Source organism: Halomonas sp. Ps84H-12 (assembly GCF_024124725.1).
Lineage (GTDB): Bacteria > Pseudomonadota > Gammaproteobacteria > Pseudomonadales > Halomonadaceae > Vreelandella > Vreelandella aquamarina.
In genome coordinates this window covers 94,339-121,273 of sequence record NZ_JAMXSJ010000004.1, presented here as the reverse complement: position 1 = coordinate 121,273, position 26,935 = coordinate 94,339, and the positions used below count along the sequence as shown (strand labels likewise).

Below are 26,935 nucleotides of genomic sequence, written 5' to 3'. Positions count from 1 at the left end.
CAACGACAATTTGGTGAAAAACAATGTCCGACTCCTCCTCTGTTCAGCCGTTAAACCTTGCCCAGCAGTTGATTCAGCGCCATTTAATTAGCGGTGAGCTAACCCCCGGCAGTGAAATCGCCCTGCACATTAACCAAGCCCTGCTGCAAGATGTGTTAGGCACTCTCGTGATGCTAGAGCTAGAAGCCATGGGGCTTGACCGGGTACATACTGAGCCCAGCGTGCAGTACATCGACCACGGCCTGGTGCAGGCCGATAACCTAAATGCCGAAACCTACCTGTTTTTAAAGAGCGCCTGCGAGCGCTTTGGGGTGTGGTACTCCGGCCCCGGCAACGGCATCAGCCACCCGGTGCACATGGAAAGCTTCGGTGTGCCCGGCGAGTCCATCGTCGGTTGCGACAGCCACACCACGGCGGCGGGTGCACTCGGGATGCTGGCGATTGGCGCGGGCGGCATCGAAGTAGCCATGGCCATGGCAGGCGAACCGCTGTATGTCACGATGCCGAAAATTTGGGGCATCAAACTGGAAGGCCAATTGCCCGATTGGGTCTCGGCGAAAGACATCGTGCTGGAGCTTTTGCGACGCCACGGCGTGGCGGGTGGCAAAAACACCATCATCGAGTATTACGGGCCGGGGCTAAAGCACCTGTCCGCCATGGACCGCCATGTGCTCGCCAACATGGGCACCGAAATGGGGGCCACGGCCACGGTCTTCCCCAGTGACGAAGAGACCCGGCGCTTTTTAGCCTCCCGAGGCCGGGAAGCCGACTGGGTGGCGCTGGCCGCCGAACCCGGCTGCCACTACGACCTGAACGAAACGCTAGATCTCAGCAAGCTGGAGCCCATGATTGCGCTACCTTCCAGCCCCGATAACGTCGTCACCGTGCGGGAAGCAGCGGGCAAACCGCTGCATCAGGCTTACATCGGCTCGTCAGGCAACCCAGGCTTTCGTGACTTTGCCGTGGTGGCAGAAATCGTGCGGGGCAAGCAGGTGGCCGATGGGGTCTCACTGGACATCAACCCATCTTCCCGCCAAGTACTGACCACGCTGATTGAGCAGGGTTATTTAGCCGACTTAGTCGCCAGCGGTGCCCGCCTGCACCAAGCAGGCTGCAATGGCTGTATTGGTATGGGCCAGGCCCCGGCGGTGGGGCTTAATAGCCTGCGCACCGTGCCGCGCAACTTCCCAGGGCGCTCCGGCACGCGGGAAGACAGCGTGTTTTTGTGCAGCCCAGAAACCGCGGCGGCTTCAGCGCTGGCGGGGGTGATTACCGACCCGCGCACTCTCGATATGCCCTACCCGCGCCCCAAAGAGCCCGCCCAAATCGAAGTAAACCGCGCACTGTTTAATGCGCCGCTGCCACCCCATGAGGCAAAGCTTAAAGCACTGCAAAAAACCGAGAACACCCCGGCCCTGCCAGAGCTTAGCCCTCTGCCTAATCGTTTGGATGTACCCGTGCTGCTGGTGGCGGGCGACAACATCTCCACCGATGACATTATGCCTGCCGGGCAGCGGGTGCTGCCGTATTGGAGCAGCGTGTATGCTTCGGCACCGTTCACGTTTGAAGCGGTCGACCCAGATTATGCCGAGCGCGCAGAAAGCACCCGTACTCAGGGCGGGCACGTGATTATTGGGGGTGCCAACTATGGGCAAGGCTCCAGCCGAGAAAATGCCGCGCTGGTGCCGCGTTACTTAGGGCTGCAGGTGGTGGTGGCGAAGAGTTTTGCGCGTATTCACTGGCAAAATTTGATCTGCTTTGGTGCGCTGCCGCTAACCTTTACCCGCGAGGAAGACATCGCTCAGCTAGCGCAAGGTGACCGCATAGTGATCGAGGATGTCTACGCGCAGTTGGGAAGCGGGGAGACGCTAACGGCGCATATCCCCGGTAAAGGTGAGATGACGCTGCATCATGGGCTCAGCCCCCGCCAGCGAGAACTGATTACCCAGGGGGGCGTCATCAACCACCTTCGCAAACGTAACGCTTAAAACTCTTCCCAGTCGTCTCCACCAGCTTTAGTGGGTGCAGGCTTAGAGGAGAGTGCCGGGCGCTTGAGCTCTTGGCTGGTCCCGGACCGGCTGGCAGGCAGCGCTTGGCGCGTCTGGTCATTCAACTGGGGTGTTGTCTGGCTTTGTGAGTCGTCTTCCCCTAATACGAAGGAGTTGACTAGCTCATTAAGGTGCTCAGCGTGGCGGCGCATATCCGCAGCGGCCGTGGTGGACTCTTGCACCATGGCCGCGTTCTGCTGGGTCATGGTATCCATTTCGGCTACGGCGGTGTTGATCTGGCCAATACCACTGCTCTGCTCTTTGGCGCCGGCGCTGATTTCACCGATCACATCGGTAACTTTTGATACGCTCTCAACGATCTCGCGCATGGTGGCACCCGCGTTACGCACCAGCTCGGCGCCAGTGTGGGTGTGCTGAACGGAGGTATCGATCAGCGCGCGGATCTCTTTAGAGGCATTACTGGAGCGGCTGGCCAGGGTGCGTACTTCTTGAGCAACCACCGCAAAACCACGGCCATGCTCACCCGCACGGGCAGCTTCCACCGAGGCGTTTAGCGCCAGAATGTTGGTCTGGAAGGCAATCGCATCAATCATGGTGATGATTTCACTGATGCGCGTAGCCGAGTCGTTGATATCGCGCATCGTGTTTTCTACCTGCCCCATGGCCTCTTCACCCTGGTGGGCCACTTCCGCAGTGGACTGCACCAGCTTGTTGGCCTGTTGGGCATTGTCAGCACTGTGGTTCACGGTGGAGGTAATCTCCTCCATGGAGGCCGATGTCTCTTGAAGATTGGCCGCCGCCTGCTCGGTGCGAGTAGACAGCTCCTCGGAGCTACGCGAGATTTCGCCAGCAGAGTGATAAACGCTGACCGTGCTGCGGCGTACGTCGCGCAGGGTATCCTGCATGCGGCCAGCAAAGGCGTTGAACTGGACAGCGAGGTTCCCCACTTCATCGTTGCTCTCTATGGTAAGACGACGGGTTAGGTCACCACGACCTTGCGCAATATCCCCCATCGCATCAGCGGTGCGCTTTATCGGCCCGACGATACGACGCACAAAGCCAAAGGCCAGCAGAGCAATAGCTGCAAATAGTGCAGCGCCTAGCAGCGTCGCAGATATAATCGCATTTCGTAGGTCGGCAGCGGCAGCAGCCTCTAACTCGGCCATTGCTTCATCAACATCTGTTACATACACACCAGCGCCTACAATCCAGCCCCATTTTTCTAAACGATCAATGTAGGAGTGCTTGGGCTTAGACTCATTGGTGCCGGGGTATTCCCACGGGTATTCGTAAAAACCACCGCCATCTTGGCCAACTCGAATGAAATCCCGCACGATATAGGTGCCATCAGGTGCTTGCAGGTCTCTCAGGTTTTGACCTTCACGCTCCGGAGAGTGAGGCAGTACGATGTTAGTACCATCGTACTCATATACGAAAATATAGTTTTCGCCTTCAAAGCGCATGGAGCGCAGCATTTCAGCAGCGCGCTCCTTAGCTTCACGGTCATTGGCACCGGCGTTTTCATAAATCGGGGCGATAGCCGTTGTTGCCATCTGCACGATATCGCGCACTGCGGCACGACGCCCTTCAATCAACAACTCACGCTGTTCCGCTAATGCTTCGCGGGTGTCCTTGGCGTTGCTATAGGCTTCAAAGCAGACCAAGACAACGGTGACCAACAGTAAGGGGAGTAATACCAGCATCAGCACCTTGGTCTGCAAACCCAAGGCCCAACGACTTCTCTTCTCAGAAGTAGCCATCATGTTCGAGTTCTATCCTCATCAAGTGGGGGATATGCGTTGTAATCGGTGCTTTGTTATCGGCAAAAAGTGTGTCAGCTTTAGTCACTTCTCATGATTTTTTGCTTTATGAACAATAAATTCAAGCTACAAAACACCTTTACATAACATGAGTTAAGGATATCAACAGCCTATCAGTTCATTGTAGAAATGTGGTGGCCAGGGATGGCCCGTTTTGGCAGGATCTCACCTAAACAACTGCAACTGCCCAGCCTTTCATACCATCAAAGCTGGGCAGTTTTTTATATCTGCTAATTATACCTATACCCACTTCCGTTTAATGTGTTACAGCGGCCCTTGGGCGACGCTCGTCCAGCATGCCTTTATCGAGAATGAAGCGGATGATCTCTTCAAGCCCCACGCCATCGTAGAGGTTGGTGAACACGAACGGGCGCTCGCCGCGCATCTTTTTCGAGTCGCGCTCCATCACCTCCAGTGAGGCGTGAACCTGCTCGGCAATGTCGATTTTGTTGATAATCAGCAGGTCGGATTTGGTGATGCCGGGGCCGCCTTTGCGGGGAATTTTGTCGCCTGCCGACACGTCGATCACGTAGAGCGTCAGATCAGAAAGCTCGGGGCTAAAGGTGGCGGAAAGGTTATCGCCACCAGACTCGACCAGTACCAGTTCCAGCTTGGGATGACGGGCGTGTAGCTCGTCAATCGCCGCTAGGTTCATCGAAGCATCTTCACGAATCGCCGTGTGCGGGCAGCCGCCGGTTTCTACGCCGAGAATACGGTCGGCGGGCAGCGCATCGTGCTTGAGCAGGAAATCGGCGTCTTCGCGGGTATAGATATCGTTGGTGACAACGGCAATGTCATAGTGGTCGCGCAGCGCGGTACAGAGCTGCTTGAGCAGGGCGGTTTTACCTGAACCAACCGGGCCACCCACGCCAACGCGTAAACAGTGAGTCATGGTTTTCTCCTAAATAACAACGCTCGTTAGCTTCTAAACAAACGGGAATATTGGGTTTCGTGTAGGGCGCTGGCCAGCGCCACACCGGGCAGCGCAGGGCCAAGCTCGTCATCGTCTAGCCGCTGGGCCTTCTCAACGGCACTCACCAGCTCGCCACGTAACTGCTCGATAATGCGCTGGGCAGCAGTGTGGCCCAACGGCAGCGCTTTACAGGCCACAGCGAGTTGATTTTCCAGCCACGCCCAGCCAAAGCCGAGCTGCGCTTGACGCACAGGGATGCCGCGCTGGTAGGCCGCCCAGGCAAATAGGGTCACATAGCCTGCCTGCACCGGTAGCAAGGGCGTGAGTGAGTCTTCACTAGGCAGCCCTTCATGTTTGGGTAATAGGTCGAGACTGCCCAGTAGCCGCTTCAGCGATGCACCTAGGCGGCTGTCTTCAGCGGCGAGTTCAGCGGTTTCACGGGTGGCGGCCAGCCAGTCGTCCCACTCGGCCACCGCAGTGCCATCCTGCTCCTCGAAAGCGCGATACAGCCGCTCGATCACGGGCAGCTCACAGCAGCTTATGCCATCTTCCAGCACGCCGGATAGCCAATGAGATAGGCTTGGCTCATCACTCACCCAGCCCAACTCAAAAGCGCTCTCCAGCCCTTGGGAAAAGGCGAAGGCCCCAATGGGCAGTGCGGGGCTGACGAGCTGCATCAGCCCTAGCAGGGCGAGGTCGGAGGGCTGTTCAGTGGGCATGGTGGTGCTCATGCGCGTGATCGTGATCGTGATCGTGGGAATGACTATGCGAATGGCTGTGCGAATGCCCACCGCCCACTTGGTTGTAAGCGCCCGGTTCGGGGTCGAAGGTGGCGTTGTGGTGCTCAAGCGTGGCACCCAGCAGCTCGGCCAGCTCCTCGAGGACGTGGTCGGGCGGGAAGCGTACCCAGCCGCCTTTCGCGTCTTCACCCAGTGCGAGCTGCACATGGCGGTTGCCGAGGTGGTAAGCCAGCCGGGCCAGCGGTAAGCCAGTACTCACTCGCGCGGTCACCACGGGTTCAATGGCGGCGCAAATGCGCACGATCTCGCCATTTTCGGCTTTTAGGCCTTCGCCATCGCGCAGTACGGGGCCGCGATCCAGAAACAGCCCAAGAGGCTGGCCGCTGTCGCTCTCAGCTTTTAAGCGGCCGCGAATGCGTAGCTCAAAGGGCAGTGTCAGCGTGTCGCTGGCGGTGCCCTCATCTATGGGGCCGAGGCGTTCAATCAGTTTCAACATTACTACCGTCCCGTTGAAAGAGTTGTTCGTCATATTCTGTGTCTCACTCTCCAGCTTGAAGCCATGGAGCCAGCAACCTCTGTGGGAGGCCGCTTCAGCGGGCGAAGGGTACCGAAGGCACGCTCAATTAATTTCAGCATGATGCTCTCATCCTTTCTCGATCCATGAAGGCTGAGCCGGGGGTAGGCCGTAGAGAGGGTCTTTTGCCATGGATGGCAAAAGTAGCGTACAGGGAGGTATTTACAGCGCCCTCTCGTAGGCCTACCCTCGGCGCCCCGGGCAACAACTCAATCAAAACAAGTGATACAGCTGCGCCAGCGGAAGTTCAGTTGCGGGTTCGCAGGTGAGCAGTTCGCCGTCGCAGCGCACTTCGTAGGTTTGCGGGTCGACGGTGAGTTCTGGGCAAGCGTCGTTGAGCTTCATATCCTTTTTGCGCACGCCGCGCACGTTCTTGCAGGCCGACAGCGTACTTTGCAGGCCCAGCCGCTCCTTGATGCCCGCATCGATGGCCGCCTGGCTGACGAAGTTGAGCCTTACCTGGCTGGCCGCCCGGCCAAAGGTGCCGAACATGGGGCGATAATGCACCGGCTGCGGCGTGGGGATGGAGGCGTTGGGGTCGCCCATGGGCGCACCGGCAATCATGCCGCCCTTCAGAATCAGCGCGGGTTTGACGCCAAAGAAAGCAGGCTTCCACAGCACCAAATCCGCCAGCTTACCGACTTCGATCGAGCCAACTTCGTGGGCAATGCCGTGGGTAATGGCGGGGTTGATGGTGTACTTGGCGATATAGCGTTTAGCACGCAGGTTATCGGCCCCCAGCGCTTCATCTTCCGGCAACAGGCCGCGCTGCACCTTCATTTTGTGCCCCGTTTGCCAGGTGCGGCAGACGACTTCACCTACGCGACCCATGGCCTGGGAGTCGGAGGCGATCATCGAGATCACGCCCAGGTCGTGCAAAATATCCTCGGCGGCGATGGTTTCGCGACGAATACGCGAATCGGCAAAGGCCACGTCTTCGGGAATATTGGGATCCAGGTGGTGGCAGACCATGAGCATGTCGAGATGCTCGTCGATGGTGTTCACCGTGTAGGGCCGCGTGGGGTTGGTGGAGGACGGCAGCACGTACTCTTTGGAGCAGGCGGTGAGGATATCCGGGGCGTGGCCGCCGCCTGCGCCTTCGGTGTGGTAGGTGTGAATGCCGCGCTCTTTAAACGCCGCCAGGGTGTCTTCCACGAAGCCGGATTCGTTGAGCGTATCGGTGTGGATGGCGATCTGCACATCGTACTTTTCCGCCACGCTCAGGCAGGTATCAATCGAGGCGGGGGTAGTGCCCCAGTCTTCATGCAGCTTGAGACCCATCGCGCCCGCTTCCAGCTGTGCTTCGAGCCCTTCTGGCAGGCTGGCGTTGCCTTTGCCGAGCAGACCGATGTTCATGGGCAGGTCGTCCACCGCTTGAAGCATCTTGCCAATGTGCCACTCGCCGGGGGTGCAGGTGGTGGCGTTGGAGCCCGTGGCGGGGCCGGTGCCGCCGCCCAGCATGGTGGTAACACCGCTCATCAGCGCTTCTTCCACCTGCTGGGGGCAGATGAAGTGAATGTGGGCGTCGATGCCGCCTGCGGTGAGGATTTTGCCTTCACCCGCGATCACTTCGGTGCCGGGGCCAATGACGATCTCGACATCGGGCTGGGTGTCGGGGTTACCGGCTTTGCCGATGGCGGCGATGCGGCCGTTTTGCAGCCCTACATCGGCTTTGACGATGCCCCACCAGTCTAAAATCAGCGCGTTGGTGATCACAGTGTCCATCACCGAGGCATCCTGGCGCTGGCTTTGGCCCATGCCATCGCGGATAACTTTGCCGCCGCCGAACTTCACTTCTTCACCGTAGTGGGTGGCGTCTTTTTCGACTTGAATCCAAAGCTCGGTGTCGCCCAGGCGCACGCGGTCGCCTACCGTGGGGCCGTACATATCGGCGTAGGCGCGCCGACTGATTCTGTTTACCGGTTTCATGTATTGCCTCTCCTAAAAGATGAAGCTTGGCACTGGGGAGGCCATCACTCATGGGACACGCTGTGAATACGTCCTTGTACGCTTGGCTGCGGCATCCATGCCGCAGACAGTCCCATGAGCGATGGCCTGCCGATGCCTAATCGCCTTACGCCATTAGTTTTTTAGAGGACGATCCAGCGGCCCCATCACATCGCCACGGAAGCCGTAGATTTCCCGCTTGCCGACGAACGGAATCAGCGTGACTTCGCGGGTTTGGCCAGGCTCGAAGCGAATGGCGGTGCCTGCGGCGACGTCCAGCCGATAGCCACGGGTTTTATCGCGGTCAAACACCAGCGCGGGGTTGGCTTCAGCAAAGTGGTAGTGGGAGCCAAGCTGAATGGGGCGGTCGCCGGTGTTGGCCACCTCCACGGTGATACGCTCGCGACCCGCGCACAGCTCGATATCACCCTCTTGTAACTGATACTGTCCTGGAATCATTGGGCCGGACATCATGGCGCTCTCCTAGCAGGGGACGGTTAGTTAATCGGAGTGTGGACGGTGACCAACTTGGTGCCATCGGGAAAAGTGGCTTCCACCTGCACTTCATCGACCATCTCCGCCACGCCCTCCATCACGTCGTCGCGGGTCAGGATCTCGCGGCCGTAGCTCATCAAATCGGCCACGCTCTTGCCATCCCGTGCACCTTCCATAATCTCAAAGCTGATCAGCGCTACCGCTTCGGGGTAGTTCAGTTTTAAACCACGCGCTTTGCGGCGCTCGGCAAGCTGGGCGGCGGTAAACAGCATCAGCTTGTCTTTGTCTCGTGGGGTCAGTTCCATGGAGTGTCTCCAGCGTTATCAGCGTGTTGCCAATCAGGTTAGCCAAATGCGCGGCGTATGCGCTTCGCGTTCGATCCAGCGCGGGCGCAGTAGCTGCCAGGCGTGTTCACACAGGGCCCAGGCTTCGTTTCGGGATGCACCTAAATAGCGCATCAGCAGTACGCCATGGCGTTCCGTCACTGCCCAGCGGGGGTTATCCGGCAGCGCCTCGCGCAGTGCTTCGATGGCCGCCGGGGCATCGTCAATGCCCACCGCCCAGAGCGTGGCCTGCACCGTGGCGCCGCCCTGCCCCCAGCGGCCCGCAAAGCGTGGGTGCGCGGGGTCCAGCGGCTGGCGCTCAAGCCACAGCGGCTTGCCATCCAGGGTTAAGCGAAAGTGCTGTTCGATGCGCCCCGTGACATAGGGCAGATCGCTGGCCGGGCGGCCGAGCGCCATCACTTCCCAGCCCAGGCAGCGGGCGTCAGCGTGCAGCGCGATATGGGTGCGCTGGTGGCCCTTTGAGCCGTTAAACGCGATGGTTTCCTGGGGCAGCCACTCTAAGGTGCCGCCCTCTTCTACCGTCAGCTCGGTGTGCTGTGTCCAGGCCACGCCTTGGCTGTCGGCTTTGTAGAGCTTATTGGCAGCGGGGGTGGTGAGCAGCGCATGAGCTTCGCGCTCGATATGAGCACGGATGGTCAGCGCATCACCGCTCACCAGCCCGCCGGGCGGGTGCAATACGTAAACGTGGCACGCTTCCTGGCTGCCTTCTGGGTAGAAGGGGCGCTGTACCCGTAACGGACCTTGGTGGCGCGCTTGCACTAACCGGGTCACGCCATCGCGGTTGGCAAAGCGCAGGGCCAGCGAGGCGGCCCAGCGGCGCTCGGCGTCAAAGCGGTGGCCGGAACCAGCAGCGGGTGGGGCAAGTTCGCTCAACATCATGGGGCGCTGTCGCTTCCTTGTGGATTCATCATTGCCTTATAAATGCAAAGAATGCGCCAAAATGGTGAAGGCGCTTTTTTACCGTCATAAAGATCTTTTTTTGAGCCTCAACCCTCTTGCCCAGCCCTCCAATGCACCAAATATGTGCATATAGCCATCACATTGCACCTAACCGGCGAACGGCTGGCCGTGTACGTCAATCCCTATACGGCTGAGGTGCTTGGTTCGCTGGATGACCGGGGAACGGTGATGTGGACCGTTCGCTACCTGCATAGCTTCAAGTTCTTCGGGCAAACCCCGCGCAAGCTGATTGAGATTGCCGCGGGCTGGCCGATTTTGTTAGTCGCCACCGGCATTTATCTCTGGTGGCCGCGCAACGGTAGGGGCGGCGTGGTGAGCCGCTGCTCGATATGAGCTACGCCGACTATGGCCCGCTAGGCCGCTGGCTGGAATTTGGGGTTAACGTTCACTTGGGGCAGGAGTTTGGGCTTATCAATCAGCTTTTCCTGCTGACGGTATGCATCGCCATCATCGTGATGTGCGTGGCCGCAGGCGTGATGTGGTGGAAGCGTCGCCCCGCTCGCCAAAGCTAACAGGGCGGTAGGCCGACTTAGTGCGTCGCGTGCCCATGATCATGGGCACCTTTAGGGTGACTACCTTCATGGTGGCTCCCTTCCGGAGAGGCACCCACTGGCAGCACCTGAAGCTCGATCTCCATCGGCTCGGCGTGCTGGAACTCCAACGTTACGGGGACGGGTTCACCTTCAACAATGGGTGAGCCCAGTTCCATCAACATCAAGTGTAAACCGCCCGGCGCTAGCGTCACGCTCTCGCCCGCCGGTAGCTCGATGCCACCGGGCAGGGGTACCATGCGCATCACATCGCCGTCCATCTCCATAATATGGATCTCGACACGCTCGGTGATCGGGCTGGTCGCCCCCAGCAGCATATCATCGCCATCTCCGTGATTGGTGAGAGTGACAAAGCCACCGCCCGCCCCGGCCCCCGGCGGCGTTGCACGGGTCCAGGGTTGCACCACTTCAATAGAGGAGTGGCCTTCCATGGCATTAGAGTGGTCGATGCCATGATGAGCCGCCATCAGCGGCGTGCTCATGAACAACAGTGCGGTTAACAGCATAAAACGGCGCATCAACATAGTGTTCTCCGTGGGTAACATCGCCAAAACCTAGCGCTTACCGCGATATTACTCAGTGGCAGCGGCAACCACCACCCGGTCACGCCCGCTGCGCTTCGCTTGGTACAGCGCTTGGTCGGCGCGCTGCATCGAGCGTTGGTAGTCTGGGTGGCCATCATGAAGCGTAACCCCGACGCTCACCGTGACGTTCAGTAGCGTATCGGCAGCGGCTAACATCGGCTCTTTGGCCACCGCGTGGCGCAGCCGTTCGGCAAACAGTCGACTGCCGTCTTGATCCGTATCCACCAGCACAATCAGAAACTCTTCACCGCCCATGCGGAACACGTAGTCGCCGCCTCGGGTAGAGCGATCCAGTATGCTGGCGACCTGTTGCAGCACGTTATCGCCCGCATCATGGCCATGGGTATCGTTGATCGACTTGAAGTGATCAACATCCACCATGAGCAAGGCAAAACACTTTTCCGAGTGGCGCGCGATCTCTATTTCACGGTTCAGCACCACCGAGAGGAACTTGCGATTGAGCAAACGCGTCAGGCTATCGCGGCCTGCTTCGAGCCCCGAGGCGCGATCCAGAATATCGTCTAGCAGCATCAAAATTGTGCGCGCCGCATCACGAATATTACTCAACGCGGCCAAACGAAGCTGGCTGTCTGGGTCGCCTAGCTGAGCGAGCCACTGCTCATCCACAAGTCGAATATGCCGGGAAATGGTGGTGATTTCCGGCGCGCCCTCAAAGGCGTGGCACGCTTTATGGTGATACCAAAGCCCAAACTCGGAGCTGGCTAATCGGGGTAAAGCCGTCGTTGCCTGCTGCGCAGCCACGGCAAACATGAGCGCGTTCTCCCAATTAAGCAGCGCGGAGCGCTGGCGCTCGCGCTCATCACCAATACTCTGGGTTAAAGAGAACAGCTTATAGGCTTCTTCCATACGGGTATTACGATTATTCGCCACTGAATAGGCATGGCTCATTATTTCCATGGCCATATCAATATGATCAGACACGTAAACCGCTGCATCACCGGAAGAGAGTTCAGCGCTAAAGGTGCTGTTAATGTGCTCATAAAGCGCCTGCTTTAACTGCCGTGCACCATTAAGTACCAAGTTCACCGGGATATCGATACGCGCATGCACCTGGCCGACCTTTTCCTGCTGCTCGACCAGCGATTCGAAATCCGCATGCTCGACGGCAAACATAGCGCTGAGCCAGCGCTGCATGGAGGGGTGAAGCCGGTTTTTCACCTGCTCATTGGAGAGAAACAGCGACGCGTGGGGGTCTTCCAGCATCACTTGATAGAAATGATCGGCAAAGATATCGCGGCGGGACTCCACCAGTGTCTCCACCGCCTGGCGTAGCGCCAAAGGCGTGCGCTCCAGGAGTGACTGCCACTCGGCAGCGAGCTGATGTTTGTCTTTATAGCGCATACCCCACCCGATAGTTATTTTGAAACCCGCCATGTTACACATAAAACGCAGCGCCAAAACCTACTCAGCGCAGGGTTTTAAGCAAAAAACCCCCTCTTTTCTACATGAAACGAGAGGGCTATTAGAGTGTGCTCTGTCAACAGGAAAAGAAAGGTTAAAAGGGTTGTGGATAACTCAAACCGTCAAATGCTGCTTAATCAGCTCGTTAGAGAGTTCGCTGATCTCGCCTTTAGCCACCGGGCGGCCGCGATCCATAATCACGAAGCGGTCGGCGTATTTGCGGGCGAAGGGTAGCTTCTGCTCGACCAGCAGCACCGTTAAACCATCCTCTTTGATCAGTTGGCGAATCACCTGGCCGATTTGGGCGACGATATTGGGCTGAATGCCCTCGCCGGGCTCATCGAGAATCAGCAGTTTCGGTTCGATCACCAGCGCGCGGCCAATGGCGAGCTGCTGCTGTTGCCCACCGGACAAATCGCCGCCACGGCGGTGCTTCATCTCCTTGAGCACCGGAAACAGCTCGTAGATACGCTCGGGGATTTTTTTCAGCCCGTCGCCTCGCGCAGCAAGCCCGGTACGCAGGTTCTCCTCCACCGTCAGCAGCGGGAAGATCTGCCGCCCCTGGGGCACAAAACCGATGCCCAGGCGCGAGCGCGCTTCCACGGCTTTTTTGGTGAGCTCGACCTCACTGCCATCGCCCTGGTAGCGCAACTGACCGCTTTTCACTGCGACTTCGCCCATGATGGCTTTCATCAGGGTGGTTTTACCCACCCCGTTGCGGCCCATCACGCAGGTGCACTGCCCGGCGGGCACGTCTAGGTCTAAGTCCCACAGCGTATGGCTCTCGCCGTAGAACTGGTTGAGCTTTTCAATCGCCAGCATCAGGCGCTCTCCTCTTCATCCGACCCTAGATACACCTCGACCACTTTGGGGTCGTTGGAGACCTGATCCATGCTGCCTTCGGCCAGCACGCTGCCCTGGTGCAGCACGGTTACTTTGCGCGCAATCGAGCGCACAAAGCCCATGTCGTGCTCTACCACCACCACCGACTGCTTGCCAGCAAGGCCGGTGAGCAGCTCGGCGGTGCGCTCCATCTCCTGCTCGGTCATCCCGGCCACCGGCTCATCCACCAGCAGCAGGCGCGGGCGCTGCATCAGCAGCATGCCAATCTCCAGCCACTGTTTTTGGCCGTGGGAGAGAATACCGGCGGGCTGAAAGCGCAGCTCGGTCAGGCCGATGGTTTCCAGCACGTCGTCGATGCGGTCTTTAATCTCCCCGGTCATGCGGGCGGTCAGCGTGGGGAAGATGCGCTTATCGGCGGCCATTGCCAGCTCCAGGTTCTCGAACACGCTGAGCGCTTCGAACACCGTGGGCTTCTGGAACTTACGGCCAATGCCGAGGCTAGCAATGTCTGGCTCGTTCATTTGTAGCAGGTTGTGGCGGCTGCCGAACCACACGCTGCCCTCGGTAGGCCGCGTCTTGCCAGTGATGATATCCATCATGGTGGTTTTACCGGCCCCGTTAGGGCCGATAATGCAGCGCAGCTCGCCGTCGTCGATGGTCAGGTTCAGGTTATTGATGGCTTTAAAACCGTCGAAGCTGACGGTGACATCTTCCATATACAGAATCGGGCCGTGGCGCACGTCCACCGGCGAGGCCTCTGGCGCCATAAAATCAAACACCCGATCCCGCGCTTTTAGCGATTGTAATAGGCTCATGCAGCGGCCTCCTTGGATGGGTGGCTATCCTCTTTACGGCGCTTTAGGTGGCCTAACAGCCCCGCTACGCCTTTAGGCAGTAGCACCGTGACCAGTACGAACAGCGCACCCAGAGCGAACAACCAAGCATCGGGCATAATGCCGGTGAAGATGGTTTTGGCGTAGTTGACCAAAATCGCGCCAATTACCGCACCGTACAGCGTGGCCCGGCCACCCAGTGCTACCCAGAGCACGATTTCGATGGAGAACAGCGGCGAGAATTCGCTGGGGTTGATGATGCCTACCTGAGGCACATAAAGCGCCCCCGCCAGGCCCGCCAGCATGGCCGAGACCACGAACACGAACAGCTGGAAGCGTTCGACCCGGTAGCCGATGAAACGCGTACGCGCTTCGGCATCGCGGGTGGCCACGCACACGCGGCCCAGCTTGCTGGTGACAATGGCACGGCACAGGATGTAGCCCAGCGCCAGCGCCACCCCAGTGGCAATGAACAGCCCCAGCCGCGTGTCGTTGCTGCGCAGGTTGAAGCCCAGCAGCTCACGGAAATCGGTGAGGCCATTGTTGCCGCCGAAGCCCATCTCGTTGCGGAAGAAAGCCAGCATCAGGGCAAACGTCAGCGCCTGGGTAATAATCGACAGATACACCCCGGTTACCCGCGAGCGGAAGGCCAGGAAGCCGAACACCAGCGCCAGCAGGCCAGGGGCCAGCAGCACCATGGCAAAGGCAAACCAGGCCATATCGAAGCCGTGCCAGTACCAGGGCAGGCTGTCCCAGTTCAGGAACACCATAAAGTCCGGCAGTACCGGGTGGCCGTAGGTGCCACGGTCACCGATTTGGCGCATCAGGTACATGCCCATGGCGTAGCCGCCAATGGCGAAAAACGCCCCGTGGCCCAGGCTCAGAATGCCCAGATAGCCCCACACCAGGTCCACCGCCACGGCCAGCAGCGCATAGCTTAGGTACTTGCCGAACAGGTTCACGGTGTAGGCGTTGACATGCAGCGGATGCCCTTGCGGCACTGCCACGTGCAGCACGGTGACCAGCAGCAGCGCGGCAAACAGCACGCCGAGAAAGAGCTGGGTGGCCCGTTCGCCGAACGGGCGTAGCAGCCAGAACCGTTGAGAAGATGATGTCATCATGATGGGTTAGCCCTCCGCAGCCCGGCCCTTCTGCGGGAAGAGTCCACGCGGGCGTTTTTGAATAAACAGAATAATGAAGACCAGCACGATAATCTTGGCCAGCACCGCGCCCGCCCAGGGCTCCAGTACCTGGTTGATCACCCCCAGCGAGAGCCCCGCCACTAGCGTGCCCCACAGGTTACCCACGCCGCCGAACACCACCACCATGAACGAGTCGATGATGTAGTTCTGGCCCAGGTTGGGGCCGACGTTGGTGAGCTGGGAGAGCGCCACGCCCGCCAAGCCCGCCACGCCGGAGCCCAGCGCAAACGTCATGATATCCACGCGGGTGGCGCGGATGCCCATGGAGCGCGCCATGGCGCGGTTTTGGGTCACGGCACGCACTTCTAGCCCTAAGCGGGTGCGGCGCATAATCAGCATCAGCGCGGCAAACACCACCAGCGCAAAGCCAAGCACGTACATACGGTTGAGGGTCAGCGAGAGCGCGTCGTTGATCACCAGCGAGCCGCTCATCCACTCTGGCGTCACCACGGTGCGGTTGAGCGGTGAAATCACCGTGCGCACCAGCTGCTGCAGAATCAGGCTGATACCGAAGGTTGCCAGCAGGGTTTCCAGCGGGCGGCCTTTGAGGAACTGGATCACACCCCGCTCAATGGCAATGCCCACCAGGGCGGCCACCATAAAGCCTGCGGGGATAGACAGAATCAGCGCCAGCCCGGGCTGGCCCGGCAGCAGCTGCTGCATCATCCAGGTGGTGTAGGCGCCCAGCATCATCAGCTCGCCATGGGCCATGTTGATCACGCCCATCACGCCAAAGGTAATCGCCAGGCCAATCGCTGCCAGCACCAGCACCGAGCCCAAGCTCAAGCCGAAGTAGAGCGTTTCCAGGCCCCGGTTAATCTTGAGCTGCTGTTCAATACCGGCCAGCGCCGTGGCTGCTGCCTCGGCAACAACAGGGTCGTCGCTATTAGCCGCACGGCCTAACGCCACGCGAGCACGCGGGTGAAGGCTGCCGGTGAGCGCCTCGACACCCGCCATCTCGCCCTGCTCGGCGCGATAAATCGCCACCGCTTGGGCCAAGCGCGTGCGAACGTACTCATCTTCCGCGTCAGCAATCACCGGTTCCAGCGTTTCGGCCAGCTCGCCGTCCACTTCGCCCAGCAAACGGTCGGCGGAGGTACGGCGGCGCTCTACGTTAGGCGAGTAGAGGTCCACCACGGCAATGGCGCTGCGTAGCTGGTTACGCAGCGCGTTGTTGATGCCGATACGGTCCAGGTCGCGGCGGGACATTTCGCCCAGCGGCTCGTTAGTCAGCGCATCGGCCACCGGCCAGTCACGGCCGCGATTATCCAGCACCAGCACGAAGCGGCCATCGTCAGTGCGCTGCAGGCGGCCATCGAGCAGTGCCTGCAGCCAGTCGCGGGCGCGCTCATCGTCGCTTTGTAGAATAGCGGTAATGGCTTCGCCTTTATCGCGGTAGGAGTCCACATCCAGCGCGGTCAACAGCGCGAGTGCGGCTTGGTCATCGGGAGTCGAGGAGCTGCTTTGTGCCTGCGCCGACACGGCGGTGCCGAGCAGCATCAGGCACAGTAGCCCCAAGGAAAGAAAACGCCTCATGGGGTTCTTCCTTTGGTGATCAAATGGGAGAGGTAGCGTGCTCCCCTACTGCGCCATTGCGCTGGCACAGTAGGGGACGAAAGTTACTCGGCGAGCGCTGCTTCGGCTTCTTCTGCTGCGGTGCTGCCCCCACAGGAACCGTTCACAACGTTAAAGTTGCCGCACTCCATGGGCTTGCGCCAATCAGAGATCAGGTCACGGGAGCCCGGCAGGTAATCCGACCACGCATCACCGGCCACGGTAGAGGGCGTTTGCCAGACGATATCGAACTGGCCGTTATCCTGAACTTCACCGATCAACACCGGCTTGGTGATGTGGTGGTTAGGCATCATCGCCGAGTAACCGCCGGAGAGGTTCGGCACGGTCACGCCGATAATCGCGTCTTTCACCGTATCCACGTCGGTGGTACCCGCTTTACGCACCGCTTCGGCCCACATGTTGAAGCCGATGTAGTGCGCTTCCATGGGGTCGTTGGTGACCGCTTCTTCATCGCCCGTCCAGTCGATCCAGGCGTCGATAAAGTCGTAGTTGGCGTCGGTGTCCACGCTCATGAAGTAGTTCCAGGCGGCCAGGTGGCCCACTAGCGGCGCGGTGTCGATACCGGACAGCTCCTGCTCACCCACCGAGAAGGCAATGACGGGAATATCCGCGGCATCGATCCCCTGGTTGGCCAGCTCACGGTAGAACGGCACGTTGGCATCGCCATTGATGGTGGAGACCACCGCCGTGGGCTTGCCCTCTTCGCCAAAGCGGCGGATTTCGGAGACGATGTTCTGCCAGTCCGAGTGACCAAACGGCGTGTAGTTGACCATGATGTCTTCTTCGGCCACCCCGTGCTCATCTTTCAGGAACGCTTCCAAGATGCGGTTGGTGGTGCGCGGGTAGACGTAGTCGGTGCCGATCAGCGCGAAGCGTTCGATACCGACTTCGTTGATCAAATACTCAACGGCAGGAATGGCCTGCTGGTTGGGGGCGGCACCGGTGTAGAAGACGTTTTCAGACGACTCTTCGCCTTCGTACTGCACCGGGTAGAAAAGCAGGCCATTCAGCTCTTCCACCACCGGCAGCACCGCTTTACGGGAGACGGAGGTCCAGTTGCCGAAGATCACATCCACTTCTTCCTGGGCCAGCAGCTCGCGGGCGCGCTCGGCAAACAGCGGCCAGTTAGACGCGGGGTCAACCACCACGGCTTCTAGCTGACGGCCAAGCAGGCCTCCGGCTTCGTTCTGCTGCTCGATGAGCATTTCCACGGTGTCTTTCAGGGTCGATTCACTGATGGCCATGGTGCCGGAGAGCGAGTGCAGAATACCGACTTTGATGGGGTCGTCGTCTTGGGCAACCGCTTGCACGCTGGCGCCCATCACAGCGGCGGTGACCAGGGCAGTGGCGAAACGGCTAAGGGTACGTGGGTATGTCTTGCGCTGCAGTGTGGTCACTTGAACCTCCTTGCGCCCCTTATGGTTGGGGCTCGTGTTTGGGGTACCGCGACCAAGCGTTGTCGTTATTGAGGCGACGGGGCACTTGGTGCGTCCACTCGTGGGTCGCGAGTTACAACTCGTATTCACACGTCGCTATACACACTGCAAGGGGTGCGCCAATGTGGAACAAAGGCCACTATTAAAAATACAATCAATCACTTAGCCGTGTACAAAAAACACAACTCAGGCGGCTTAGCACCAAGATGGCGCAACGCGGCGGCGCGCATGCACGATATTCATGCACCAACACGGCGCTTTGCACCACCGGCGGGGATGCACCATAAAAAAAGCGCCCTAGCAGACGCTAGGGCGCTTTGGGGGTACCGCACTGAGCGTTAGTTAGCGGCAGTGGCCGCTTTATTACGACGCTTCTTGAGCAACGGCAGGCCCAGCGACAGCATCGCAATCACCAACAGAGAGAGCGAAATCGGCTTATCGATAAAGGTGGTCCAGTCGCCACCAGAGATCTGCAGCGCCCGGCGCATGGACTCTTCCATAATGTTACCCAGGATCAGCGCCAGAATCAGCGGCGCCGTGGGGAAGCCAAACAGGCGCATGCCCAAGCCCAACAGGCCAAAGCCCAACAGCAGCAGCAGGTCGAAGACGCTAAAGCTCATGCCGTAAACGCCGATCATGCAGAAGATCAGAATCATCGACAGCAGCAGCGGGCGCGGCAGGTCGAGGATTTTAGCGATCAGCGGGATCAGCGGCAGGTTTAGCACCAGCAGGAAGATGTTGCCGATATACATACTGGCAATCACGCCCCAAAACACGTCCGGGCGCTGCTCCAGCATCATCGGGCCAGGGGTGACGCCCATTACCAGCAGCGCGCCCAGCAGTACCGCCGTGGTGCCGGAACCCGGCACACCTAGGGTTAAAAGCGGAACGAAAGAGCCGGTACACGCGGCATTGTTGGCCGCTTCCGGCGCGGCCACACCTTTGATGTTGCCTTGGCCAAAGGTGTCGCCATCTTTCGCTAGGCGCTTCTCCATGCTATAGCCCAGGAAAGAGCCAATGGTGGCGCCCGCCCCCGGCAATACGCCGGTAAAGAAGCCCAGTACCGAGCTACGGCTGATGGGGCCTGCAATTTGCTTCACTTCACTACCGCTCAGCTTGAGCGAGCCGATGGCATTGCGCGGAGCTTCCTTGCCACCGCCCCCACGCAGCAGCATGTAGAACACTTCCGCCAGGGCGAAGATACCCAGCGCCACTACCAGAAAGTCGATACCGTCGAGCAGTTGAATCGAGTTGAAGGTAAAGCGTTCAGTACCGGTTTGCGTGTCGATCCCCACAATCGAGATCATCACACCCACTACCGCCGCAATCAGGCCTTTTACCAAGGATTTATCCGACAGTGACACCACCGCCGTTAAGCCCAGCACCATTAGTGCAAAGTACTCAGCAGGGCCAAAGCTTACCGCCACTTTGGAGAGCAGCGGTGCCACCAGCATCAAAAAGATCACCGATACCGTACCGCCGATAAACGAGGCATACGCCGCAATGGCCAGTGCCTTACCCGCCATGCCCTGCTTGGCCATCGGGTAGCCGTCAAAGGAGGTTGCCACCGTGCCCGCCACGCCGGGGGCGTTGAGCAGAATGGATGAGGTCGAGCCGCCGAAAATAGCGCCGTAATAGACCCCTGCCATCAGAATCAAACCAGAGGAGGGCTCCATGGCAAAGGTAATCGGAATCATCAGCGCCAGCGCGCTGATCGGCCCTAGGCCTGGCAGCATACCGATAATGGTACCGGCAAACACACCGGCGAAAACGTAAGCGATATTGATTGGCTCAAGCGCGATGCCAAAGCCATACATCAGATTGTTTAAGGCATCCATGGGAGTGTCTCGCGTTAAAACCCGCTAAGCGTGCGTCAGCACGCCCTGCTTAGAACGGCAGTACGCCGGTGGGTAGGTAAACATCCATTACCCGTGTCATGGTCAGGTAAAGGGCCAGCACCACACCCAGCGATGCCGCCAGGTTGATGCCGTGGCGGCGATAGCCGTAGTAGGCGGTTAAACCAACGCTTAAGAGCGTGGAAGCCAAGACAAAGCCCAGCGGCACCAGCAAAAACGCATAGGCGGCGATGGCTAACGAGGTCACAATGACACGCGCCCAGGGGGTGAACAGCAGCGGGCCGTTGGTGGCCTCATGGTCGATCTCATCGGCCCCGGCAATAGCGCTCGGCTTTTCAAAAAACAGCAGCGCCGCCAGCAGCAGCAGAGACACACCCAATACTTTGGGGAACAGGTCGGAATCCACCGGACGCGGTAAGGGGAACGTCGGGATTTGCCAAGCCATGGCTAAATAAGCAGCCGCCACCAGCGCCAGTACAAGCGCTAGCCACTGGTTAGTATTCAATCGGGTCATTGGGATTTCTCCGAAGGAGCCAACGCGGATGCGCTGGCCCTCGCGGTAACAGACAGAAGATCCCAGCGGCGTGGCGCCACCGGGGAATCTCTAACGGGCGCTGGCGCTTACTGGCGCAGCAGGCCCAGATCGGTCAGCACGCTGCTGAACTGCGCTTGCTGCTCATCCAGGAAGGCACCAAACGTTTCGCTATCCTGGTAGGCATCGATCCAGCCCAGCTGGTCGCTGGCTTCGCGCCATGCGTCGGTTTCGAGCATTTCAGCGAATAGCGTTTCGTAGTACTCCACCGCTTCTTCCGGCATTTCCGGCGCGCCCATCACGCCACGCCAGATATCGAAGGTGTAGTCGTAGCCCTGCTCTTGGTAGGTGGGCACGTCGGCCAAACCGCCGCCCAGACGCTCTTCAGAAGAGACGCCCAGCGCGCGCAGCTGGCTGCCTTCGCCAAGCTGGCCCACGGCTTCACCAGCACCGCCGATCACCGCTTCGATGTGGCCGCCCATCAGGTTGGTCATGGCATCGCCACCGCCGGAGAACGGAATGTAGTTCACTGCAGACGCTTCCATTCCCGCTGCCGAGGCCAAGCCCGCTATTGAAATGTGATCCATGGAGCCAGGCGCACTGCCGCCACCTACGCTCAGGCCGGGGTTGGCTTTGAGTGCTTCGAACAGGTCATCGAGGGTTTGGTACTCGGAGTCCGCCGCGACCAGGATGATGGAGTAGTCGGTGTTGATACGCGCAATCGGCGTGAAGTCGGTGTGGTCGTAGCGGGAAGCGCCTGCCAGCGGCACCAGAATCATCGGCGGGCTGGTGGCAAACAGTTTGTGGGGGTTGCCGCTATCGCGGGCGACCTGGGCCCACGCCACGGCACCGCCGCCGCCAGGTACGTTGATGGCCGCGAAGCTTTCGTCTGCCAGAGACTCCTGCTGAATCACGCGGGACATGGTGCGTACCAGCGTATCCCAACCGCCGCCGGGGTTGGCGGGGGCGATGAATTCGATGGACTTGCTCGGCGTCCACTCCTGCGCTTGGGCAGATGTCGTCATGGCCAGGGCCGCCATCGGCAGGGCCAGCACGGCGATGCGCTTCAAGGAAAGCGTAGTCATTGGCGTTCTCCACGTTTTTGTTCAGGCGTTATTGTTCAAACGGTGTTTTGGTGGGCGCGGTTTGTTGTGTGCGCCGAACAAACCAAAAGCACGGCTAACCAGCAGCGCTTAGCACTCGATGATTAGCTTTGTGTGGTTACGCCGTGAACGTTAGAAGAGTGCTACCCCCGACGACAAGCTTATGACCATAAACGACAAACTGTTCTTTTTGTGCGTTTTGTTCATTTTGTTCACGCCGAGGCACTTAGAGACTGTCCAACCACCCCTTAGCGGCGCCTAGCAGCCGATAGCGCCGTTCGGGGCGGCCAACATCGCCATACCCTAGCTCGGCGCTCACCGCCTGTTCAGCGACTAAAAACTCCAAATAGCGCCGCGCGGTTGAGCGGCTGGCGCCCATAGTGCGTGCTACCTGCATCGCGGTGAGCGAGTCGGGCGCGGCAGCCAGCGCATCCACCACCCGGCGCAGCGTTAAGCGGTCGATGCCCTTGGGTAGCGCTCGGCTGTCGGAGCGTGTGGGTTCGCTCGGGGTAACCCGGGCCAACACGTGATCCAACTCGTCCTGGCTCATCTCGGCACGGTTCGCCAGCACTTCACGCTCGCGGCGGAAGCGAGTCAACATCTGGTTCATGCGGGTCGCTTCGATGGGTTTGATCAGGTAGTCGAACACGCCGCCACGCAGCGCTTCGCTGATGGTTTCCACCTCTTTGGCGGCGGTGACCATGACGATGTCCACATGAACATGATCCCGTCGGATGGCCCAGAGTAGTTCGAGCCCCTCCACGTCGGGCAAGTAGGCATCGAGCAAAATGAGCTGAATATCGGCGGCGTGCTGTGCCATTAGCGCCTTGGCTTCGCTGCCGTTGCGCGCCATGCCGACCACGTAAAACCCTTCGCTCTGCTCGATGAAGGCGCGATGGATATCGGCAATGCGAAAATCGTCTTCGACGACCAAAATGCCGTATTGCGTCGCAGACATGGCGTTTCCTCTTATTCATTAGCGTCGTCATTATTCGTGTCGTTATCAGGGCGCAGGCTCGGTGGCGGCCTCGGCGCATAGCGAGCGGTCCAGCACGGCAATAAAGCATGCGCCGCCCAGTTCGCTCTCTTCCAGCGTCACTGCGCCCCCGTGCTGGCGGCACAGCCGCGCCACCAGGGCCAGCCCTATGCCCCGATGCTTGCCGGTTTTGGTGGAAAATCCTTCGGCAAAAATCGACTCCGCATGCTCGGCGAGCACCCCGGCACCGTTATCTTCCACTTCAATAAGTAGCTGCTCGCCCAGGTCGGTGAAAAACAGCCGCACAGTGGGCTGGTCGCCGTGAGGGCCGTTGAGCGCAGCGTGGCAGGCGTTATCCAGTAAGTTACCCACCACGCTCATCATAACCTCCTGCCCGGTGGGCGTCAGCGGGCAGGAGAGCGAGCTCTGCTCGTCGATTTCTAACGTAACGCCCAGCTCGCGGGCGCGGGTGAGTTTGCCCAGCAGCGTGCCGCTCAATACCGCATCCGCCACGTGGCGCATTAAAAAGCTCATTTGCGCCTGGGCGCGCTCGGTTTCCTGGTGAATCAGCGCCAATGCTTCGTCGATACGCTGCAACTGCAACAGGCCGGAGATGGTGTAGAGCTTGTTGGAGAACTCGTGGGCCTGGGCGCGCAGCATATCCACATCGCGACTGGCTTGGGTGAGTGCTTGGGAGAGGTCGATAATTTCTCGGCGGCTACGAAAAGTGGCCACAGCCCCTTCTATTTCCCCTTCATGCAGAATCGGCACGCGATTGACCACCACCGGGTGATCCCCCAGCCACATCTCCTGGTCAAACTCCTGCTCGCCATGCTTCAAGACTTCCAACAGCCGCGAATTGGGCACCACCTCACGGATCGGCTGACCCAGCAGCACATGCTCGTCGGGCAGCTCTAAAAAGCGCCGCGCCTGCTGGTTCACCAGGGTGATATGGCCATCCCGGTTCACCGCGAGAATGCCTTCGTGAATCGATTGCAGGATGGCCTCTTTCTCCATCGCCAAGCGGGCGATTTCGTAAGGCTCCAGCCCTAAAATGATCTTTTTCAAGTGCTGCGACAGCCAGTAAGCACCGGCGAACCCCAGCATAATCATCAGCGCCACCAGCGCCCAGCCGAGGCTGGTGTAGCGGGCCACGTCCATATCGACGCGATCGAGCATAAAGCCCACCGAGACCACCCCGATGATATTGCCCTCCTCATCCCACACCGGAGTTTTGCCGCGCATGGCCGTACCCAGCGTGCCGGTGGCTTCGGAAACATACGACTGGCCATAGATAAGCGCCTGGTCGTTATCGCCGCCCACCATGGGCTGGCCGATACGCTCGGGCACAGGGTGGGAGTAGCGGATCGATTGGGCATTACCCACCACCACGTAGCGCGCGCCAGTCTCCTGGCGGACTCGTTCGGCAAGGGGCTGAATAATGGCGGAGGGGTCAGGAGAGGAAAAAGCGTTTACAATCTGCGGCATCCCGGCCACGGTTTTGGCCACAGCCAGTGCCCGCTCGCCCATTTGGTGGGTGATGATCTCGGCTTTGCGGTGGTTCAAATAGGTGCCCTGGGCCAGCAACATACCCGCCAGCAGCAGCCCCACCAGCATCATGACTTGCAGGCGAAAACTGCGTTTGTACCAGCGGCGCTTGGCGCGGGTACGGCGCCAGCGCTGTAATTCGGCTAGTGTTCGGGGGCGAGGAGCAGTCATAACGGAACTCATGGTGCGCGACCGCGTCATTATGGCACGCAGCGCCAAGCGGCGTTAGTCGTTGCGCTTTCACCTCACTTTGCTTATATAGCAGCCACTTACTGAACCCAAGCTCAAGGAGGAGTGTTGTGCGACATTTGCTACGCTCACTGGTATTCACTAGCAGCGCACTTTGGGCGACCGGCGTTGCTGCCTCGCCGTTCTATGCGCCGCCGCCTCCGAAAGAGGACACCCCCGAATTTAGCGGCGATGCGGAGCTTGGTTTTACCCATCTTTCTGGCAACACCGACAGCCAAACCCTGATCGGCAAGACCCGCCTGACCTGGCTAACGGGGCAGTTGACCCATTCGCTACGCGGCGAAGTGCGTAACGTCAGCAAGGATGGCGAAACCAGCGCGGAGCAATATCTGCTCGCAGGGCGTGAACGCTACGACTTTAGCGGGCCGCACTACCTGTTTGGCTTTGCCCGCTGGGAGAAGGACCGTTTTGCCGGGTACGACCAACAGCTTTCGGTAATTGGTGGCTATGGACGGCAGTTGTTAGAGAATAAGCAGCACACGCTCTCGCTGGAAGCAGGCCCGGGTTACCGCAATGATCGCCCGCGAAAAGAAGATAACCAGCAGTTGGCCGTGGCCTATACCGCGCTGGACTACCGCTACCGACTCTCTGATTACGCTGATATTGCCCAGGAGATGTCGGTAGAGTACACCGATGCAAACACCACCGGCCGTTCGCTAACGGCGCTTACCGCCCGTCTTAACGCTAGGCTGTCGCTGCGCCTCTCTTATGAAGTGAAGCACAACTCACAACCCCCGGAGGATGCCAGCGAGCGCACTGATACCACGACCAGCGCCTCGCTGCTGTATAGCTGGTAGCACCATCATGGTGCTACCCACGCCGATTAGAAGTGAAATTTAACCAGTGCACTCACCGCGCTTTCCGTATCCATAACGCTGTCGGAAAGGCCATATTTATTGTGCCAGTAGGAGTACTCAATCCCTGCGTAGAGCACCCCTGGACGGCCACGGTAGTGCCCTAAGTCTAATTTTAGCTGTGGGTTGAAATGAAACTCTGCGTCATGGTCCGATGCCGACGTTGAGTAGTCGATATAGCCATCAAACAGAAAACGCGATGCTCCCACCTCAAACGGCGCACCCCAGGTGAGCGTCATTTGCAGATCATCGGCGATTTCACTGTTATTGACGTAGTAGAACGTGCTGTTGAAGTACGTTGTGCCTGGCACGTCCCAGGCGAAACTCACGCCTGTCAGAATGTTGGTAGCATTGGTGCCGCCGCCAAATTCATAGGTTCCTGCTAGCGACACATCTTTCAGCGCGCCCCGCTGCAAATCGACGCCACTTAGCCAGCCAAGGCTGAGCGTTGGGGAGAATTCGCCATACAGATCGTCGTCACCATCGGCTTTACCTCGCCCTTGGTTACGATCCACAAACAAAAAAGTGCCGCCCCAGTCGTGTGCCGTCACGTTTTCAAAGGTGACATAGGTATCGGTGCGCTCATTACGCCCAAACGCTTGGTACTGATCGCTATATAGCAGCGAGATACTTGAGTCTGAAAATAGTTTTTCAGCCGAGGCAAGCGGTGATATCAACATGGCAGCGGCTAAACTAGCGATGGGTAAATATTTCATTGGGTCCCCTTATTGTTCAACACTGGCTATGCCAGCAAATTCAGTTAAACCGCAGCGGTACTTCGCCGCTACGGCGTTTCTTTTCTCAACTACGGTGTGCCCAGGCAGTCATACGCTTTTCTAATTGGGCAAACAGTTCGTACATCACCATGGCCATCGCGCTGATCACCAGCAGCCCGGCGAATACCAGCCCCATACGCATTTGCGAACCAGCGCTCATCATCAGGTAGCCGATGCCCTGGTTAGAGGCGACGGTTTCCGATACGACGGTGCCCACAAACGCTAGGGTGATGGCGATTTTCAACGAGGCAAAAAAGTACGGCAGCGAACGCGGCAGCCCTACTTTCAAAAGCACATCCATGCGCCGCGCACCCAGTACTCGCAGCACGTCTTCCATTTCTGGCTCCAGGGTTGCCAGCCCTGTGGCCACATTCACGACAATGGGAAAAAAGCAGATTAAAAAGGCAGTGAGAATCGCAGGTACCGAACCGATACCAAACCAGACCACCAGAATTGGCACAAAGGCCACTTTAGGAATGGCATTAAACCCCACCAGCAGCGGGTAGCAGGCGTTATACAAAAAGCGCGACGAGCCGATGATAAAGCCCAGCACTAACCCGACCGCCACTCCCAACCCAAAACCGATCAGCGTGGTCCAGAAGGTTTGCCAAGAGTGCTGACCAATGGGGCCTGCATAGGTAATCAACGCCTGCGCGGTTTCCAAGGCGCTGGGGAAGATAAAGCTCGGTACGTTAAATAGCCGCACTGTGACTTCCCAGATCATCACCAGCACCACCACCGCGATCCAGGGCGCCAGACGTTCAATCAGTTTGCTATTTACGGTCATAAAAAA

General features: G+C 59.1%; 26 protein-coding genes. 4 read left to right on the top strand and 22 right to left on the bottom strand.

Annotated elements, in window-relative coordinates:
- The first annotated feature begins 23 nt into the window (after positions 1 to 23).
- Complete coding sequence (locus tag NH344_RS03230; protein WP_044630220.1) at positions 24 to 1,988, top strand: aconitate hydratase; 1,965 nt, start codon at positions 24 to 26, stop codon at positions 1,986 to 1,988.
- Here the strand turns inward: NH344_RS03230 and NH344_RS03225 are convergent.
- From NH344_RS03225 to NH344_RS03190, 8 genes are all read right to left on the bottom strand, one after another.
- Complete coding sequence (locus NH344_RS03225; RefSeq protein ID WP_228168802.1) at positions 1,985 to 3,769, bottom strand: methyl-accepting chemotaxis protein; 1,785 nt, start codon at positions 3,767 to 3,769, stop codon at positions 1,985 to 1,987. The two genes, NH344_RS03230 and NH344_RS03225, sit on opposite strands and share 4 nt — an antisense overlap.
- Positions 3,770 to 4,085: 316 nt before the next feature.
- Positions 4,086 to 4,721, bottom strand: a complete 636-nt coding sequence (gene ureG / locus NH344_RS03220; protein WP_044630219.1) for an urease accessory protein UreG — start codon at positions 4,719 to 4,721, stop codon at positions 4,086 to 4,088.
- Between the two features lie 26 nt (positions 4,722 to 4,747).
- Entirely contained in the window at positions 4,748 to 5,461 is a 714-nt protein-coding gene (locus NH344_RS03215) for an urease accessory protein UreF (protein ID WP_230834453.1), read from the bottom strand.
- Positions 5,451 to 5,978 (bottom strand): urease accessory protein UreE, encoded by a 528-nt coding sequence (gene ureE / locus NH344_RS03210; protein ID WP_062375545.1) that lies wholly within the window; start codon positions 5,976 to 5,978, stop codon positions 5,451 to 5,453. Before ureE ends, NH344_RS03215 begins: the two co-directional genes overlap by 11 nt.
- A 291-nt stretch (positions 5,979 to 6,269) precedes the next feature.
- On the bottom strand, positions 6,270 to 7,985 hold the full coding sequence (gene ureC / locus NH344_RS03205) for an urease subunit alpha (RefSeq protein ID WP_253027529.1): 1,716 nt from the start codon (positions 7,983 to 7,985) through the stop codon (positions 6,270 to 6,272).
- Between the two features lie 153 nt (positions 7,986 to 8,138).
- Positions 8,139 to 8,462: an urease subunit beta gene (locus NH344_RS03200; RefSeq protein ID WP_074211306.1), complete on the bottom strand. Its 324-nt coding sequence runs from the start codon at positions 8,460 to 8,462 to the stop codon at positions 8,139 to 8,141.
- Between the two features lie 38 nt (positions 8,463 to 8,500).
- On the bottom strand, positions 8,501 to 8,803 hold the full coding sequence (gene ureA, locus NH344_RS03195) for an urease subunit gamma (RefSeq protein WP_239296813.1): 303 nt from the start codon (positions 8,801 to 8,803) through the stop codon (positions 8,501 to 8,503).
- Positions 8,804 to 8,836: 33 nt separating this feature from the next.
- Complete coding sequence (locus NH344_RS03190) at positions 8,837 to 9,721, bottom strand: urease accessory protein UreD (RefSeq protein ID WP_253027528.1); 885 nt, start codon at positions 9,719 to 9,721, stop codon at positions 8,837 to 8,839.
- A 144-nt stretch (positions 9,722 to 9,865) separates the two neighbouring features.
- On the opposite strand from NH344_RS03190, the gene NH344_RS03185 reads away from it, so the two are divergent.
- Together NH344_RS03185 and NH344_RS03180 are read left to right on the top strand one after the other, a co-directional pair.
- The gene (locus NH344_RS03185) at positions 9,866 to 10,135 is read left to right on the top strand and encodes a PepSY domain-containing protein (protein WP_253027527.1); all 270 of its coding nucleotides are present in this window, start codon (positions 9,866 to 9,868) and stop codon (positions 10,133 to 10,135) included.
- Positions 10,132 to 10,314: a PepSY domain-containing protein gene (locus NH344_RS03180; protein WP_253027526.1), complete on the top strand. Its 183-nt coding sequence runs from the start codon at positions 10,132 to 10,134 to the stop codon at positions 10,312 to 10,314. Before NH344_RS03185 ends, NH344_RS03180 begins: the two co-directional genes overlap by 4 nt.
- Positions 10,315 to 10,331: 17 nt before the next feature.
- On the opposite strand, the gene NH344_RS03175 is transcribed toward NH344_RS03180, so the two are convergent.
- From NH344_RS03175 to NH344_RS03120, 12 genes are all read right to left on the bottom strand, one after another.
- Positions 10,332 to 10,877, bottom strand: coding sequence for a copper chaperone PCu(A)C (locus tag NH344_RS03175; RefSeq protein WP_253027525.1), 546 nt, complete (start codon positions 10,875 to 10,877; stop codon positions 10,332 to 10,334).
- Positions 10,878 to 10,925: 48 nt separating this feature from the next.
- Complete coding sequence (locus NH344_RS03170; RefSeq protein WP_253027524.1) at positions 10,926 to 12,299, bottom strand: diguanylate cyclase; 1,374 nt, start codon at positions 12,297 to 12,299, stop codon at positions 10,926 to 10,928.
- Between the two features lie 174 nt (positions 12,300 to 12,473).
- Positions 12,474 to 13,181 carry an urea ABC transporter ATP-binding subunit UrtE gene (gene urtE / locus NH344_RS03165; RefSeq protein WP_074211302.1) on the bottom strand — a complete coding sequence of 236 codons (708 nt, stop codon included), beginning with the start codon at positions 13,179 to 13,181 and terminating at the stop codon, positions 12,474 to 12,476.
- Positions 13,181 to 14,017 (bottom strand): urea ABC transporter ATP-binding protein UrtD, encoded by an 837-nt coding sequence (gene urtD, locus NH344_RS03160; protein ID WP_253027523.1) that lies wholly within the window; start codon positions 14,015 to 14,017, stop codon positions 13,181 to 13,183. The genes urtE and urtD overlap by 1 nt, the downstream gene beginning before the upstream one ends.
- Positions 14,014 to 15,156: an urea ABC transporter permease subunit UrtC gene (gene urtC, locus NH344_RS03155; RefSeq protein WP_228219184.1), complete on the bottom strand. Its 1,143-nt coding sequence runs from the start codon at positions 15,154 to 15,156 to the stop codon at positions 14,014 to 14,016. Before urtC ends, urtD begins: the two co-directional genes overlap by 4 nt.
- Before the next feature lie 6 nt (positions 15,157 to 15,162).
- Positions 15,163 to 16,773, bottom strand: coding sequence for an urea ABC transporter permease subunit UrtB (gene urtB, locus NH344_RS03150; RefSeq protein ID WP_044630207.1), 1,611 nt, complete (start codon positions 16,771 to 16,773; stop codon positions 15,163 to 15,165).
- Between the two features lie 83 nt (positions 16,774 to 16,856).
- Positions 16,857 to 18,209, bottom strand: coding sequence for an urea ABC transporter substrate-binding protein (urtA, locus tag NH344_RS03145; RefSeq protein WP_253027522.1), 1,353 nt, complete (start codon positions 18,207 to 18,209; stop codon positions 16,857 to 16,859).
- A gap of 377 nt (positions 18,210 to 18,586) precedes the next feature.
- Positions 18,587 to 20,086: a tripartite tricarboxylate transporter permease gene (locus NH344_RS03140; RefSeq protein WP_253027521.1), complete on the bottom strand. Its 1,500-nt coding sequence runs from the start codon at positions 20,084 to 20,086 to the stop codon at positions 18,587 to 18,589.
- Positions 20,087 to 20,135: 49 nt separating this feature from the next.
- Complete coding sequence (locus NH344_RS03135; protein WP_058579795.1) at positions 20,136 to 20,618, bottom strand: tripartite tricarboxylate transporter TctB family protein; 483 nt, start codon at positions 20,616 to 20,618, stop codon at positions 20,136 to 20,138.
- Between the two features lie 107 nt (positions 20,619 to 20,725).
- Complete coding sequence (locus NH344_RS03130; protein WP_058579794.1) at positions 20,726 to 21,721, bottom strand: tripartite tricarboxylate transporter substrate binding protein; 996 nt, start codon at positions 21,719 to 21,721, stop codon at positions 20,726 to 20,728.
- Positions 21,722 to 21,965: 244 nt separating this feature from the next.
- Entirely contained in the window at positions 21,966 to 22,697 is a 732-nt protein-coding gene (locus NH344_RS03125) for a response regulator (protein WP_253027520.1), read from the bottom strand.
- A gap of 45 nt (positions 22,698 to 22,742) precedes the next feature.
- Positions 22,743 to 24,434, bottom strand: coding sequence for a sensor histidine kinase (locus NH344_RS03120; RefSeq protein ID WP_062359192.1), 1,692 nt, complete (start codon positions 24,432 to 24,434; stop codon positions 22,743 to 22,745).
- 137 nt (positions 24,435 to 24,571) lie between these two features.
- Here NH344_RS03120 and NH344_RS03115 point away from each other — a divergent pair, with 137 nt between their 5' ends.
- Positions 24,572 to 25,309, top strand: a complete 738-nt coding sequence (locus NH344_RS03115; RefSeq protein WP_244891625.1) for a DUF481 domain-containing protein — start codon at positions 24,572 to 24,574, stop codon at positions 25,307 to 25,309.
- 26 nt (positions 25,310 to 25,335) lie between these two features.
- On the opposite strand, the gene NH344_RS03110 is transcribed toward NH344_RS03115, so the two are convergent.
- Together NH344_RS03110 and NH344_RS03105 are read right to left on the bottom strand one after the other, a co-directional pair.
- Entirely contained in the window at positions 25,336 to 26,082 is a 747-nt protein-coding gene (locus tag NH344_RS03110) for an outer membrane protein OmpK (RefSeq protein WP_044629921.1), read from the bottom strand.
- Between the two features lie 85 nt (positions 26,083 to 26,167).
- A complete protein-coding gene (locus tag NH344_RS03105; RefSeq protein ID WP_230834396.1) occupies positions 26,168 to 26,929 on the bottom strand; it encodes an ABC transporter permease in 762 nt (253 codons plus the stop codon).
- Between the last annotated feature and the right edge of the window lie 6 nt (positions 26,930 to 26,935).

Bases quoted from the DNA above. Each gene is read 5' to 3' on its own strand.
- ureC (WP_253027529.1), bottom strand. From the start codon at position 7,985: ATGAAACCGGTAAACAGAATCAGTCGGCGCGCCTACGCCGATATGTAC.
- urtB (WP_044630207.1), bottom strand. From the start codon at position 16,773: ATGAGGCGTTTTCTTTCCTTGGGGCTACTGTGCCTGATGCTGCTCGGC.
- NH344_RS03140 (WP_253027521.1), bottom strand. From the start codon at position 20,086: ATGGATGCCTTAAACAATCTGATGTATGGCTTTGGCATCGCGCTTGAG.
- urtE (WP_074211302.1), bottom strand. From the start codon at position 13,181: ATGCTGGCGATTGAAAAGCTCAACCAGTTCTACGGCGAGAGCCATACG.
- NH344_RS03180 (WP_253027526.1), top strand. From the start codon at position 10,132: ATGAGCTACGCCGACTATGGCCCGCTAGGCCGCTGGCTGGAATTTGGG.
- ureG (WP_044630219.1), bottom strand. From the start codon at position 4,721: ATGACTCACTGTTTACGCGTTGGCGTGGGTGGCCCGGTTGGTTCAGGT.
- urtD (WP_253027523.1), bottom strand. From the start codon at position 14,017: ATGAGCCTATTACAATCGCTAAAAGCGCGGGATCGGGTGTTTGATTTT.
- NH344_RS03170 (WP_253027524.1), bottom strand. From the start codon at position 12,299: ATGCGCTATAAAGACAAACATCAGCTCGCTGCCGAGTGGCAGTCACTC.
- NH344_RS03135 (WP_058579795.1), bottom strand. From the start codon at position 20,618: ATGACCCGATTGAATACTAACCAGTGGCTAGCGCTTGTACTGGCGCTG.
- NH344_RS03120 (WP_062359192.1), bottom strand. From the start codon at position 24,434: ATGACTGCTCCTCGCCCCCGAACACTAGCCGAATTACAGCGCTGGCGC.
- NH344_RS03175 (WP_253027525.1), bottom strand. From the start codon at position 10,877: ATGTTGATGCGCCGTTTTATGCTGTTAACCGCACTGTTGTTCATGAGC.
- NH344_RS03190 (WP_253027528.1), bottom strand. From the start codon at position 9,721: ATGATGTTGAGCGAACTTGCCCCACCCGCTGCTGGTTCCGGCCACCGC.
- NH344_RS03230 (WP_044630220.1), top strand. From the start codon at position 24: ATGTCCGACTCCTCCTCTGTTCAGCCGTTAAACCTTGCCCAGCAGTTG.
- NH344_RS03105 (WP_230834396.1), bottom strand. From the start codon at position 26,929: ATGACCGTAAATAGCAAACTGATTGAACGTCTGGCGCCCTGGATCGCG.
- urtC (WP_228219184.1), bottom strand. From the start codon at position 15,156: ATGATGACATCATCTTCTCAACGGTTCTGGCTGCTACGCCCGTTCGGC.
- NH344_RS03225 (WP_228168802.1), bottom strand. From the start codon at position 3,769: ATGGCTACTTCTGAGAAGAGAAGTCGTTGGGCCTTGGGTTTGCAGACC.
- NH344_RS03200 (WP_074211306.1), bottom strand. From the start codon at position 8,462: ATGATTCCAGGACAGTATCAGTTACAAGAGGGTGATATCGAGCTGTGC.
- ureA (WP_239296813.1), bottom strand. From the start codon at position 8,803: ATGGAACTGACCCCACGAGACAAAGACAAGCTGATGCTGTTTACCGCC.
- NH344_RS03110 (WP_044629921.1), bottom strand. From the start codon at position 26,082: ATGAAATATTTACCCATCGCTAGTTTAGCCGCTGCCATGTTGATATCA.
- ureE (WP_062375545.1), bottom strand. From the start codon at position 5,978: ATGTTGAAACTGATTGAACGCCTCGGCCCCATAGATGAGGGCACCGCC.
- NH344_RS03125 (WP_253027520.1), bottom strand. From the start codon at position 22,697: ATGTCTGCGACGCAATACGGCATTTTGGTCGTCGAAGACGATTTTCGC.
- NH344_RS03215 (WP_230834453.1), bottom strand. From the start codon at position 5,461: ATGCCCACTGAACAGCCCTCCGACCTCGCCCTGCTAGGGCTGATGCAG.
- NH344_RS03130 (WP_058579794.1), bottom strand. From the start codon at position 21,721: ATGACTACGCTTTCCTTGAAGCGCATCGCCGTGCTGGCCCTGCCGATG.